Below are 12,053 nucleotides of genomic sequence, written 5' to 3' on the forward strand. Positions count from 1 at the left end.
CGGTGCAGGATCCGTTGGTACGGGTTGGCCCGAGCGGCGCGAACGTGGTTTACTCCCGCACGTGCAAACAGAGAGGCGCCATGTCCACCGACCTTCAGCCGCGGCGCGCGCGACTCGCGCTGCTGATCGACGCCGACAACATCCGGGCCGATTTCCTGCCGATCATCGTGCGCGAGGCCTCGGCGCTGGGAACGGTCACGGTCAAACGGGTCTACGGCCATTTCGGCAGCTCATCGATGAACGCCTGGCAGCCGCTGGTTCATGACTACGCGTTGACGCCGGTGCACATCCCGCCGGCAGCGGTCGGCAAGAACGCCACCGACATGAAGCTGGCGATCGAGGCGATGGACCTGTTGCATCGCGGCCAGATCGAGGGATTCTGCATCGCCTCGAGCGACAGCGACTTCACCACCCTGGCGAGCCGCATCCGCGAAGACGGCGTCTCCGTCTACGGTTTCGGCGAGCAGAAGGCATCGCAACCCTATGTGCGCTCCTGCGACCGGTTCTTCTATTGCGACCGCCTGCTGAAGGAGGAGCGCCGCGAGGAGGCGGCGGCAGAGGTGGAGGACGCCGACCTGCCGTCGGACGAGATCCTGACCGCGGTCGAGGACACCTCCGGCGAGGACGGCTGGGCCAATCTGGGCGAAGTCGGCCAGATCCTGACCAAGCGCATGCCCGAATTCGACCCGCGCAACTACGGCTTCAGGAAACTGAGCAATCTCATGGAAGCGATGAAAAAGGTCGAGCTGCGCCGATCGAGCGCCAATGGCGGCGGCGTCGTCCAGGTCAAGCGCAAGTAACCCGGTGCGGGTCGGCGAGAAGCTTGTGCCGGCTTGCCGCTGCAGGCGAAAACAGGGCAAAAGCGCTGTCCTATCTTGACGCTGCGGCATGGTGTCGCCTTAATCCCCGGTGACGGGCCGGTCTCGCAGTGCGTTCCAGCACTATCCGGCCCGCATATAAAGAACGGTCCGGGAGGGGATTTTCGGACCTAACCCAGGGATAATCGGCAATGACCATGCTTTACGTCGTCATCGCCTGCGGCCTGCTTTCTGTCCTCTATGCCATTTGGGCGACGCAGTCGGTCCTCGCGGCCGACCAGGGCAGTGCACGCATGCAGGAAATCGCCGGCGCCATCCGGGAGGGGGCGCAGGCTTATCTTACGCGTCAGTACACCACGATCGCCATTGTCGGCGTCGTCGTCTTCATTCTTGCCTGGCTGCTCCTGTCGAGCGCGGCGGCCGTCGGCTTCGCAATCGGGGCAGTGCTTTCGGGTGCTGCCGGCTTCATCGGCATGCACGTCTCCGTGCGCGCCAATGTGCGCACTGCTCAAGCCGCCTCCAACAGCCTTGCCGCCGGTCTCGACATCGCCTTCAAGTCGGGTGCCATTACAGGCATGCTGGTGGCCGGCCTCGCGCTGCTCGGCGTGTCGGTCTACTACCTTGTCCTCATCGGCCCCATGGGCCTGTTGCCGTCCGACCGCACCGTGATCGACTCGCTTGTGGCGCTCGGCTTCGGAGCCTCGCTCATCTCCATCTTCGCCCGCCTCGGCGGCGGCATCTTCACCAAGGGCGCGGATGTCGGCGGCGATCTCGTCGGCAAGGTGGAAGCCGGCATTCCCGAGGATGATCCGCGCAATCCGGCCACCATTGCCGACAATGTCGGCGACAATGTCGGCGACTGCGCGGGCATGGCGGCGGATCTGTTCGAGACCTACGCCGTCACCGTGGTCGCGACCATGGTGCTCGCCGCGATCTTCTTCGCCGGTTCCGAAATGCTTTCGGCCGCCATGATGTATCCGCTGGTCATTTGCGGCGCCTGCATCATCACCTCGATCATCGGCACCTTCTTCGTCAAGCTCGGCACCAACGGCTCGATCATGGGAGCGCTCTACAAGGGGCTCATCGTGACCGGGGCGCTGACCATCATCGGCATCGCGGCGGCGACCTCGCTCACCGTCGGCTGGGGCGCGCTCGGCACGATCAACGGCGTGTCCATCACCGGCTGGGATCTGTTCACCTGCGGCATCGTCGGCCTCGTTGTCACCGGGCTGATCGTCGTCATCACCGAATACTACACGGGCACCAACAAGCGGCCGGTCAATTCCATCGCCCAGGCGTCCGTTACCGGCCACGGCACCAACGTCATCCAGGGGCTGGCCGTGTCGCTGGAAGCCACCGCCCTGCCTGCCATCGTCATCATCGGCGGCATCCTGGCGACCTTTCAGCTCGGCGGCCTGTTCGGTACGGCGATCGCCGTCACCACCATGCTCGGCCTTGCCGGGATGATCGTCGCCCTCGACGCCTTCGGACCGGTGACGGACAATGCCGGCGGCATTGCCGAAATGTCGGAGATGCCCAAGGAGGTGCGCCAGTCGACTGACGCCCTGGATGCCGTCGGCAACACGACCAAGGCCGTCACCAAGGGCTACGCGATCGGTTCGGCCGGGCTCGGAGCGCTGGTGCTGTTTGCCGCCTATTCCTACGATCTGGAATATTTCGCCGCCAATCCGGATCAGTTTCCCTATTTCGCCGGTATGGGAGACGTCTCCTTTGCCCTGTCCAACCCCTATGTCGTGGCCGGTCTGCTGTTCGGCGGCCTCATTCCCTATCTGTTCGGCGGCATCGCCATGACGGCGGTGGGCCGGGCGGCGGGCGCGATCGTCGAGGAGGTGCGCCGCCAGTTCCGCGAGAACCCCGGCATCATGGAAGGCAAGGTACGGCCAGACTATGCGCGCGCCGTGGATCTTCTGACCAGGGCGGCGATCCGCGAAATGATCGTGCCGTCGCTCCTGCCGGTGCTGGCGCCGCTGGTGGTCTATTTCGGCGTGCTGTTGATCTCAGGCTCCAAGTCGGCGGCGTTTGCCGCCCTCGGCGCGACGCTTCTCGGCGTTATCGTCAATGGGCTTTTCGTGGCGATCTCCATGACCTCGGGCGGCGGCGCCTGGGACAATGCCAAGAAGAGTTTCGAGGACGGGTTTACCGACAAGGATGGGGTCAAGCACGAGAAGGGATCGGAGGCGCACAAGGCGTCCGTCACCGGGGACACGGTCGGCGATCCCTACAAGGACACCGCCGGACCGGCCGTCAATCCGGCCATCAAGATCACCAACATCATGGCGCTCCTGCTGCTGGCCGTGCTGGCGCACTGACCGGGACGCGGAGCCTAAAACCAAGAACCCGCGGGGCAGTCGGCTCCGCGGGTTTCATTTTGCACCGTGGAGGGCGGCACGGAACGTACATGCTCCAACTGGCGCGCATATCTTTGCTTCAAACGTTTCCGTTTGAAGCGAATGCGCGCTAGCGCGGCGGGCCGCCCTGCGAGCCGGGCAATTGCGGCGTGCCCGACAGCCCGGTCAGCATCTGGCCGATGAAATTGGTGTCCTTGCCGGCCGTCGGCGTCGTGCGCGAGATGAAGTCGAAGAGCTTGCCGTCCTGCAGGCCGTAATTGGCGATCTGCGTCACGCGATCGTCCTCGCCGAAATAGACGGCCAGGATCTTGCGGTCGACGATGCGCGGGTTCATGAAGGCGACCGGGCGCACCCGCTTTTGCGATATGTAGTAGAAGACCTCGTTGTCGAAGGTGGCCGTGGTCGAGGGCGTTCCGAGCGCAAGCAGGACCTGCTCGCGGCTCGATCCGGGCGGAACCAGCTCGAGCTGCTGTTCGTCGATGACATAGCCCTGTGTGATCGTCTCGGTGGGCGACAGCGTGCTGCCGGCATTGCATCCCGACAGTGCCAGTCCCGCCAGGGCGGCAACGAGGATTCCTCTACGACGGCTCAAATGCATATTGAAAACAGGCGACGGCAACGACATCTCCATAGGATCTGGCCCTGTTCGGCTTGCGCCTGAACGCGAACTCGGTAAACCAGCTTCGGCGCCGATGCAACCAGGCCGCTCGATATGCGGCCAATCAAGAGAATAACCGACATGTTCAAGAAGCTGTTCGGCCTTGGCCGCAACGCAAACCAGCCGATCATTGATGCACTCTACGGTGATATCGTGGCGGCTGCGCGGCAACCCGAGCTTTACGCCGCCTGGCAGGTGCCCGATACGCCGCTCGGGCGCTTCGAAATGCTGTCGCTGCACATGTTCCTCTTCCTGCACCGCGTCAAGGGCGAGGAGGGCCAGGTGCGCGACCTGGCGCAGGATCTCACGGATCGGTTTTTCGCCGAAGTCGATGATTCGCTGCGCGCGCTGGGCATTGGCGATATGGGCATCCCCAAACGCATGAAGAAACTGGCGCGCATGTTCTACGGCCGGACCGCTTCTTATGGCGGCGCAGTCGACGCCGGCGATGTTACGGCCCTGGGAGAGGCGCTGCGGCGCAATGTGATGCCGGAAAGCGCCGACTGGCCGCAGTCCGAGGCGCTGGCGCGATACACGCTTGAAGCCAGCGAAGCCTTGAACCGACAGCCCGTTGAGGATTTCCTGCAAGGGCGGCTGGCGTTTCCCACCGCGTCGGCCCGCGAGGAGAAGGACATATGAAACCGACCTCCGAAAGTCCCGTATCGTTCCGCGTCAATGTTGCCCGGCTGCCGCAAAAGGGCCTGCCGGTGCGCATTGAAGCCGCACCTGAGCAACTGGAGGCATTGGCGCGCGAGCACGAACTTGTCGAGGTCGACCGGTTCACCGCCGAACTGAAGGTCGAGAAATGGAAGCGCGACGGGGTAAAGGTCAGCGGCACCGTCGAGGCCGACATCGTGCAGGCATGCGTGGCCACGCTCGAACCGCTGAGGTCGACCATTCGCGAGGCCGTCGAGGCTGTCTTCGTGCCGGAGAATTCGAAACTGGCGCGCCGTGAGGCGCTGCGCCAGGAAGAGATCATGGTCGATCCCGACGGACCCGATCTGCCCGAGACGTTCGAAGGGGAAACGATCGATGTCGGCGCGCTGGCGGAGGAATTCATGGAACTCGGCATCGATCCCTATCCGCGCGCGCCCGGCGCATCCGGGGCCGCAGTCGCGGTGAGCACGGAGCCGGAGGCCGAAAAGGCGCCGGAGAGCCCCTTCGCCAAGCTGCGGCAGCTCAAGAAGAATTCCTGAACAATCATGCTTCAACGCAAAGACGGTTGTACGGCGGCGCAAAAACGCTATTTTCGCCGGGCTTTCGGATGGGGCCACGGGCCCGGCAACAGAATGGGAAGCGCGTGATCACAATTTCAATCGATGCCATGGGCGGCGACCATGGCCCTTCCGTCGTCATACCCGGCTTGCAGAAGGTCGTCGAACGCCGTCCGGATCTACGTTTCCTGATATTCGGCCGCGAGGACAGCGTCGCGCCGGAACTGGCGAGGCACCCGCGCGTGGCGGCCGTTTCCGAGCTGGTGCACTGCGACGTTGCCGTGCGCATGGACGACAAGCCGAGCCAGGCGCTGCGCCAGGGGCGCTGGAAGTCCTCGATGTGGAAGGCCATCGAGGCCGTCAAGAGCGGCCAGGCCGAGGTCTGCATTTCGGCCGGCAACACCGGCGCGCTGATGGCGATGTCGAAATTCAGCCTGCGTACCATGGCCAGCATCGAGCGGCCGGCCATTGCCGCCATATGGCCGACCATCCGCGGTGAAAGCATCGTGCTCGATGTCGGTGCGACGATCGGCGCCGACAGCCATCAGCTCATCGATTTCGCCATTCTCGGCGCCGCAATGGCGCGCGCCCTGTTCCAGGTCGAGCGGCCGACCGTTGGCTTGCTCAATGTCGGGGTAGAAGAGATCAAGGGCCAGGAAGAGGTCCGCGAGGCCGGCCAGATGCTGCGCGACGTCGCCTTGAAGACGATGGATTATCACGGCTTCGTGGAAGGTGACGACATCGGCAAGGGCACGGTCGACGTCGTGGTGACTGAAGGGTTTTCGGGCAACATCGCGCTGAAATCCGCCGAGGGTACCGCCCGGCAGATCTCGGAATATCTACGCGCCGCCATGAGCCGGACCCTGCTGGCGCGTATCGGCTACGTCCTGGCCAAGGGCGCCTTCGACCGGTTGCGCGAGAAGATGGACGTGCGCAAGATCAATGGCGGCGTGTTCCTCGGGCTCAACGGGATCGTGGTCAAGAGTCACGGCGGTACGGACGACGAAGGCTTTGCCGCCGCCGTCGAGCTCGGATATGACATGGTCCGCAATCGGCTGATCGACAAAATCCGGGTCGATATCGATCTGTTCCATTCCCGCGAACCGCACCCGCGGCCGGTTATGGAAGATGCGGCCGCCGAAGGCGGCAAATGAGGATTTGGCCGTGGCTTGCGGCAAACAGGGGCTAATCATGATTCGTTCGACTGTCCGCGGTGTCGGCTGTGCGCTGCCGCGAAAGATCATGCGAAACACCGACTTCGAGGGCATTGTCGAAACCTCGGACGAGTGGATCATTCAGCGCACCGGCATCCGCCAGCGCCATATAGCCTCGGACGACGAGACCACCGCCTCGCTGGCCGAGGCGGCCGCCCGCGATGCGCTCGCCAATGCCGGCCTGACGCCGGACGATATCGACCTGATCGTGCTTGCCACCTCGACGCCCAACAACACCTTTCCCGCAACCGCCGTCGAGGTCCAGGATCGCCTGGGGATGCGGCATGGCTTCGCCTTTGACATGCAGGCCGTGTGCAGCGGTTTCGTCTATGCCGTCAGCACCGCCGACATGTATATTCGCGGCGGCATGGCGCGGCGCGTGCTCGTCATCGGCTCGGAGACATTTTCACGCATCCTCGACTGGTCCGACCGCTCGACCTGCGTGCTGTTCGGCGACGGCGCGGGCGCGCTGGTGCTCGAAGCGGCCGAAGGCGAGGGCACCATCGCCGATCGCGGCCTGCTGGCGGCGAGCCTGCGTTCGGACGGCGCACACAAGGAAAAGCTCTATGTCGATGGGGGGCCGTCGACGACCGGAACTGTCGGCCATCTGCGCATGGAAGGCCGGGAAGTGTTCAAACATGCTGTCGCAATGATTACCGACGTGATCGAATCGACATTCTCGCAGGCCGGCATCACGGCCGACGATCTCGACTGGTTCGTGCCGCATCAGGCCAACAGGCGCATCATCGACGGCTCTGCCAGGAAGCTTGGCATCGCCGAAGAAAAGGTCGTTGTAACCGTTGACAAGCACGGCAATACCTCCGCTGCCTCCGTTCCGCTCGCCTTGTGCGAGGCGGCGCGCGACGGGCGCATCAAGAAGGGCGACCTCGTGTTATTGGAAGCCATGGGCGGCGGCTTTACCTGGGGCGCGGTTCTCTTGCGCTGGTAGGTTGTAAATCGCGCGTGGCGGCAAGCTTCGTCCTTGACCTTCAACGCCCAATTCCCTAACGTTTCAGCGCCTTGTATCAATTGACAAATTTAGAACGGACCGTCGAATGGGGGGAAAGACAATCACTCGCGCCGATCTCGCCGAATCCGTTTACCGGAATGTCGGCCTGTCGCGTACCGAATCCGCCCAGTTGGTCGAAATGGTCCTTGACGAGATCTGCGACGCGGTTGTGCGTGGCGAGACGGTGAAGATTTCGTCTTTCGCTACCTTCCACGTGCGCGACAAGAACGAGCGGATCGGCCGCAACCCGAAGACCGGCGAGGAGGTGCCGATCCTGCCGCGCCGTGTCATGACGTTCAAGGCGTCCAACGTTCTGAAAAACCGTATCCTCGACTCCCACAAGAACGCGCGTGGCAAGTCGGGCTGACGCGGCTGGAAGATACGTCGCCTCGAGCGGCATCGTCCAGGGCTTGTGCAAAGCGCTTCAAAGCTGTGAAATATAGGCGAATCGGTTCGGTCGCGCCTGAGCTTGTGAAGCGGGGCGACGCGGATTGTGGGAGGCCGAGCCTGCCAACGGGAGCGGGATGCGAAGCGGAGCTGCGTCCCATTCGCTCTCAATGCGCTCCGGTGCATTGCGACGGTGAAAGTCATGGAAAAGAGCCCTGACGCCTTCCGGACCATCAGCGAGGTGGCCGAGGAACTGGACCTGCCGCAGCATGTGCTGCGGTTCTGGGAAACGCGTTTCAACCAGATCAAGCCGCTGAAGCGCGGCGGTGGACGACGTTATTATCGGCCCCAGGATGTCGATCTCATCCGGGGCATCCGCCACATGCTTTACGACCAGGGCTACACCATCAAGGGCGTGCAGAAGCTCCTGCGTGAAAACGGCAACCAGTTCGTGATCGCGATCGGCAGCGGCGATCTCGCTGCCGTCGAGGCGATTGCCCAGCGCAAGCAGCAGGAAGCCGCCGCGGAGAGTAGGAAGGCGGGCGAGGACGAGATGCTGGTGGGCGAGGCGAAGGCGAAGCCCAGCCGCCGCTTCTTCGGTCTCGGCAAGTCGGAGGAGGAGGGGCCCGTTCAGGGCGGCGACAGCAAGCTGTCGCGTGACAATCGCGCCCTGCTCCAGGAGGCGCTGTTCGACCTCTTGGAGTGTAAGCGCCTGCTCGACCAGGTCCGGTAGAGCAATTCCAGGAGAAGTGGACGCCGGTTCTCCGTCCGGGATTGCGTGAAACAAAGAGCAATTCCAGGAGAAGTGGACGCCGGTTCTCCGTCCGGGATTGCGTCAATTCAAAAGATCGGATCGCTTCACCGGTTCCGTGAAGCGATCCAGGATATCCCCGCACCGGCGGCGCAGGGGATCCCTTGAGCCGTGTCAGAACTGGCGGCCGATGCGCGCGTCCACCGAATGGCTGTTGGCCCCGCGGATGACGAAGAAGAACAGGATCGCCGCCCAAAGGATCGACTTTTCTGCGCCTGGGTAGCCCTGGCCCTGGGTGATCCAGTGGAACCAGACCGTGACGAGAAGCACGATCATGCCGGCAAAGGCCGCCGGGCGCGTCAGAAGGCCGATGGCGATGAGGATGCCGCCGAAGAACTCGGTGCAGGACAAGACAAACGACCAGAACTCACCGGGATAGAACCCGAGACTTTCGACCATTCCGGCCGCGCCGAACGGATTGACTATCTTTTGCGAGCCATGCACGGCGAGCGCGAGACCGGCGACCACGCGAAGCAGCGTCTCCGCCGTGGTGTGAAGGCTGGAATAGAGTCCCGACAGGGCCGGAATGATCAAACTGTTTCGCTCGGTGCTTTCATTGATGCTCATGGAGATCCTCGTTGTCGTGTAATGCTGCATTGCAGCGAAGCGGCAAATACGCATATTCGTCAAGTATGCAAACGCGCAAATTGTTGAACACAGCGATCACGCGTCAAAATGTGCGGATTTCGAAATTCACCCAAGGCAGGGCCGGGGGGCTGTCCAGGCAGTGCGCGTTGCCTGGCAGGATATTCTGCCCGATTCAGATTGGGTTCTTGCGGCCCTAGATCGGTTCATCGCTTCACGGAATCGATGAACGATCCAACTCTTTGATTTGACGCAATTCCGGACGGAGAACCGGCTTCCACTTCTCCTGGAATTGCTCTAACACCGCGTCGGCTATCGCTAGGCTGTGTCCCGCTCAAATGGAATCGTCTGAGCGAAAGATACATGCTCCAGCATGTTGATCTGCCGCGCATAACTTCGCTTCAAACGTTTCCGTTTGAAGCAAACGCGCGCTACCGATCGCCAAATTGCTCCGCGTTCGCGTTCACAACGGCCAGCGCCTCGAGTTCATTGCGCGACAGATTGACCGTGTAGCGGTATTTCGATCGTGGATCGTACACACCTGCGGCGCAAAAGCTGAACTCGACCTCCTCCTTGTTGCCATTGGCGATCGAGTTAAGTTCTAGCGGTGCGTTGAAAATGGTCGTCTTCACGCCGAGGCGTTTTGCCGGCGCGACCTGAATGCGCATGTCGCTGCTCCCCTACAAGCAGGCACGAATACCGTGCTGGAAGGCGATCATAGCGCTTCATTAGCGCACCGGCATAATGAAATTGCCGTGAGTGCCGCGGCATTCAGGCGCTCTGGTCGGGGCGATCGTCGATCAGGATACGGGCTTCCCTGGCAGCCGAAATGAACGCGCGGCGCGCCAGATGGGGAGGCTTGCGGCCCTTGGCGACCTCGAGGCAACATTCGGCGGCGCGCATGTAGCGCTGCGTGCGCGGCCAGCGCCAGCGGCGAACCAGAATGTCGGCCGCGCTGCGCGTGTCGGTGACCACGATGGTACGGTCTAGACGGCCCGGCTGGACAATGACCGGCAGGTGAAAGCGTCTGTTTTGCATGGGCATACGCTGGCAATCGTACAATACAACACCAACCCGCCCAGGCGCACCAAAGGCCATATTCGCCTGTTTTGCAAGCCTTTTACCTCCAACCGGGAAGGGAAGTGACGCAATGCCGCGTCAAAATTGCCCCTTCGATGGTGGCATTACGTCGAAAAGGCATCTGACATGCGCCGCAAAAGCGCGACAGATTTCATGACCGGTGCCGGTCTCCGCCCCCGCCCTTCCGGTGCCGGTCCCGGTGTGAGTCCGCTCGTAGAGGGCGGCTCACACCGGGCGCTTTGGCGGAACGTGAGCCATGTTTCGTACAGCGGGCCGATAACCGACGGCATTTCCGCGAAACCCGGCCGGATTCGAAATGCAATCCGTGTCTCCGAAACGGGCCGTGCATTTGTTTGCAACGGCACTGAAATGGCTTCGCGTGCAGTCAGCCTGGCGGAACAGAAGCCTAGTGGTTCGTTTCAAGCCCGACCGAGCGCGCGGCCTTACGACAGGCGCTCAGCTCATCGCCCGCATCCGGCCTTGCCTCTCCCGTCCGTCCCCATTCGGGGTCATTGGAAACCTCGGACGCCCTCCATCAATCGGAAGAATGAGCGCTTCCCGGAGGGCGCAACCTTGACACTTGAGATGACTGACGTCATGCACAGGGTGAAGTCGGTTACCGCCAGACGCTCGCCGTAAATATCATGCTGTGCGTTGCAATCTATCTGGGACGACTGTACTCGGCGTTTCGCCAAAATGCAAGCAATAGTTGCTTCCCCATTCTCATACAAGTGACTCGTTCCTTTTGGAGGCCTGCTCGAGGGCCAGCAACAGAGCAAAACCAGACTTGCGTCGCCGCGACAGCGTGCGTCGCTCGTATGTGTCAAGTGTTGCCAGTTTCTCGAGACTGTTGGCGATCGCATTTCCCTCAAGGGATTCCAGCGAAAGCTCGGAACCCTCAGAACTCATCGAACTGTTGATCAGGGAAGCCTTTGCGCGGCGTATCGACACAAGGGTCAACTGAAGGTCGGCAAGATGTTCGGCAGCGCGCAGGATCTCGGGGTTTCGACTCCCCCTGGAAAATGTATCCGTCAACTTCGATGTTGCCTGCCGGCGCTCCAAAGAAATGTCGAAACGGGCCGTCAGCCCATGCTTGGTCGCATTTCGGGAACTGGGCCGTGGCGGTCTACTTGAGGTGGGTCGGATTCGGTTCATGTTGCCAGCGACGATGACCGAGACGATTCTTCGGGCTCAACAGATTCCGCAAACTGGTCAACAATAGCATTGGCCTTCTGCTTCGCCGTTTGAGGATTGAGAGAACGGTGGGCATGAAACTCGCGGAACAGCTTTTCCCGGCGATCCTCCAGCCTCTCGATCATTGTGTCGTAACGCTCGACCTTGTCGAGGTTTTCGATCATGGCCGAATCAACGACGTCCTCGGCCGTCAGCCCGTACTCGGCGAGCCGTTTCTCTGCTACCTGTGACCGTCCAACAGCGGTTGGTTGAGATCGAAACTGCCCATGCGAAAATCCATCGCGATGAAAGACACTATTTTCAATCAGCTCGGATGCGCGGTCTGGGCAGGCAAGCCGGATGAGGGTCGTCTTTGCCCTGCGGTAGCGTAAAATTTCCCAATTTGCGTTGACAAGGTCGTTGACGAGAAACCATTCGCTTGGTGTCTGCGGATCAAATTCCACCGCAAACAGAGTCAGAAAATCCCGATAGAGAGAAACATCTTCGGTTGAAATAACCGGTGCATGTCCCAACACGTCCTGGATATAGTCCGGAATTACAATGGATTCCCCTCGTGATGGCGGTTCTACATTTCGCATTGGAGGGATGGAATTTTTGGTCACTGACTTTCTTTCTTGTTTGATACCATTAATTTCATGAAATTTTCATCAAAATCGTTCTTATTGGTTAAGTCATGCTTGATGAACTCGTAGTAACGCATAGCCTTAAGAGTGA

At 61.5% G+C, this 12,053-nt stretch carries 14 protein-coding genes; 8 read left to right on the top strand and 6 right to left on the bottom strand.

Annotation, left to right across the window (positions count from 1 at the left end):
* Window positions 1-80 precede the first annotated feature (80 nt).
* Together GM909_RS02560 and GM909_RS02565 are read left to right on the top strand one after the other, a co-directional pair.
* Window positions 81-800 (top strand): NYN domain-containing protein, encoded by a 720-nt coding sequence (locus GM909_RS02560; RefSeq protein ID WP_157014651.1) that lies wholly within the window; start codon window positions 81-83, stop codon window positions 798-800.
* Window positions 801-1,009: 209 nt separating this feature from the next.
* Complete coding sequence (locus GM909_RS02565) at window positions 1,010-3,148, top strand: sodium-translocating pyrophosphatase (protein WP_157014652.1); 2,139 nt, start codon at window positions 1,010-1,012, stop codon at window positions 3,146-3,148.
* A 148-nt stretch (window positions 3,149-3,296) separates the two neighbouring features.
* On the opposite strand, the gene GM909_RS02570 is transcribed toward GM909_RS02565, so the two are convergent.
* The gene (locus GM909_RS02570) at window positions 3,297-3,818 is read right to left on the bottom strand and encodes an outer membrane protein assembly factor BamE (protein ID WP_157014653.1); all 522 of its coding nucleotides are present in this window, start codon (window positions 3,816-3,818) and stop codon (window positions 3,297-3,299) included.
* 108 nt (window positions 3,819-3,926) lie between these two features.
* On the opposite strand from GM909_RS02570, the gene GM909_RS02575 reads away from it, so the two are divergent.
* From GM909_RS02575 to GM909_RS02600, 6 genes are all read left to right on the top strand, one after another.
* Complete coding sequence (locus GM909_RS02575) at window positions 3,927-4,484, top strand: ubiquinol-cytochrome C chaperone family protein (protein WP_157014654.1); 558 nt, start codon at window positions 3,927-3,929, stop codon at window positions 4,482-4,484.
* Window positions 4,481-5,041, top strand: a complete 561-nt coding sequence (locus GM909_RS02580; RefSeq protein WP_157014655.1) for a YceD family protein — start codon at window positions 4,481-4,483, stop codon at window positions 5,039-5,041. Before GM909_RS02575 ends, GM909_RS02580 begins: the two co-directional genes overlap by 4 nt.
* A 104-nt stretch (window positions 5,042-5,145) precedes the next feature.
* The gene (plsX, locus tag GM909_RS02585; RefSeq protein ID WP_198174097.1) at window positions 5,146-6,213 is read left to right on the top strand and encodes a phosphate acyltransferase PlsX; all 1,068 of its coding nucleotides are present in this window, start codon (window positions 5,146-5,148) and stop codon (window positions 6,211-6,213) included.
* Between the two features lie 37 nt (window positions 6,214-6,250).
* Window positions 6,251-7,222 (top strand): beta-ketoacyl-ACP synthase III, encoded by a 972-nt coding sequence (locus GM909_RS02590; protein WP_157014657.1) that lies wholly within the window; start codon window positions 6,251-6,253, stop codon window positions 7,220-7,222.
* A gap of 106 nt (window positions 7,223-7,328) precedes the next feature.
* Window positions 7,329-7,649, top strand: a complete 321-nt coding sequence (locus GM909_RS02595) for an integration host factor subunit alpha (RefSeq protein WP_157014658.1) — start codon at window positions 7,329-7,331, stop codon at window positions 7,647-7,649.
* Window positions 7,650-7,871: 222 nt separating this feature from the next.
* Window positions 7,872-8,402 carry a MerR family transcriptional regulator gene (locus GM909_RS02600; RefSeq protein ID WP_157014659.1) on the top strand — a complete coding sequence of 177 codons (531 nt, stop codon included), beginning with the start codon at window positions 7,872-7,874 and terminating at the stop codon, window positions 8,400-8,402.
* 192 nt (window positions 8,403-8,594) lie between these two features.
* Here GM909_RS02600 and GM909_RS02605 read toward each other — a convergent pair whose 3' ends face one another.
* From GM909_RS02605 to GM909_RS02625, 5 genes are all read right to left on the bottom strand, one after another.
* Window positions 8,595-9,047, bottom strand: a complete 453-nt coding sequence (locus GM909_RS02605; protein ID WP_157014660.1) for a DoxX family protein — start codon at window positions 9,045-9,047, stop codon at window positions 8,595-8,597.
* A gap of 449 nt (window positions 9,048-9,496) precedes the next feature.
* Entirely contained in the window at window positions 9,497-9,733 is a 237-nt protein-coding gene (locus GM909_RS02610) for a hypothetical protein (RefSeq protein ID WP_157014661.1), read from the bottom strand.
* Window positions 9,734-9,836: 103 nt separating this feature from the next.
* Window positions 9,837-10,103 carry a DUF982 domain-containing protein gene (locus GM909_RS02615; RefSeq protein WP_198174098.1) on the bottom strand — a complete coding sequence of 89 codons (267 nt, stop codon included), beginning with the start codon at window positions 10,101-10,103 and terminating at the stop codon, window positions 9,837-9,839.
* Between the two features lie 765 nt (window positions 10,104-10,868).
* Entirely contained in the window at window positions 10,869-11,180 is a 312-nt protein-coding gene (locus tag GM909_RS02620) for a hypothetical protein (protein WP_157014663.1), read from the bottom strand.
* A 116-nt stretch (window positions 11,181-11,296) separates the two neighbouring features.
* Window positions 11,297-11,941: a hypothetical protein gene (locus GM909_RS02625; RefSeq protein WP_157014664.1), complete on the bottom strand. Its 645-nt coding sequence runs from the start codon at window positions 11,939-11,941 to the stop codon at window positions 11,297-11,299.
* Between the last annotated feature and the right edge of the window lie 112 nt (window positions 11,942-12,053).

This window comes from Mesorhizobium xinjiangense (genome assembly GCF_009749525.1).
Lineage (GTDB): Bacteria > Pseudomonadota > Alphaproteobacteria > Rhizobiales > Rhizobiaceae > Mangrovimarina > Mangrovimarina xinjiangensis.

Coding starts and splice junctions, on each gene's coding strand:
- GM909_RS02560 (WP_157014651.1), top strand. CDS start 81: ATGTCCACCGACCTTCAGCCGCGGCGCGCGCGACTCGCGCTGCTGATC.
- GM909_RS02565 (WP_157014652.1), top strand. CDS start 1,010: ATGACCATGCTTTACGTCGTCATCGCCTGCGGCCTGCTTTCTGTCCTC.
- GM909_RS02570 (WP_157014653.1), bottom strand. CDS start 3,818: ATGGAGATGTCGTTGCCGTCGCCTGTTTTCAATATGCATTTGAGCCGT.
- GM909_RS02575 (WP_157014654.1), top strand. CDS start 3,927: ATGTTCAAGAAGCTGTTCGGCCTTGGCCGCAACGCAAACCAGCCGATC.
- GM909_RS02580 (WP_157014655.1), top strand. CDS start 4,481: ATGAAACCGACCTCCGAAAGTCCCGTATCGTTCCGCGTCAATGTTGCC.
- GM909_RS02590 (WP_157014657.1), top strand. CDS start 6,251: ATGATTCGTTCGACTGTCCGCGGTGTCGGCTGTGCGCTGCCGCGAAAG.
- GM909_RS02595 (WP_157014658.1), top strand. CDS start 7,329: ATGGGGGGAAAGACAATCACTCGCGCCGATCTCGCCGAATCCGTTTAC.
- GM909_RS02600 (WP_157014659.1), top strand. CDS start 7,872: ATGGAAAAGAGCCCTGACGCCTTCCGGACCATCAGCGAGGTGGCCGAG.
- GM909_RS02605 (WP_157014660.1), bottom strand. CDS start 9,047: ATGAGCATCAATGAAAGCACCGAGCGAAACAGTTTGATCATTCCGGCC.
- GM909_RS02610 (WP_157014661.1), bottom strand. CDS start 9,733: ATGCGCATTCAGGTCGCGCCGGCAAAACGCCTCGGCGTGAAGACGACC.
- GM909_RS02615 (WP_198174098.1), bottom strand. CDS start 10,103: ATGCAAAACAGACGCTTTCACCTGCCGGTCATTGTCCAGCCGGGCCGT.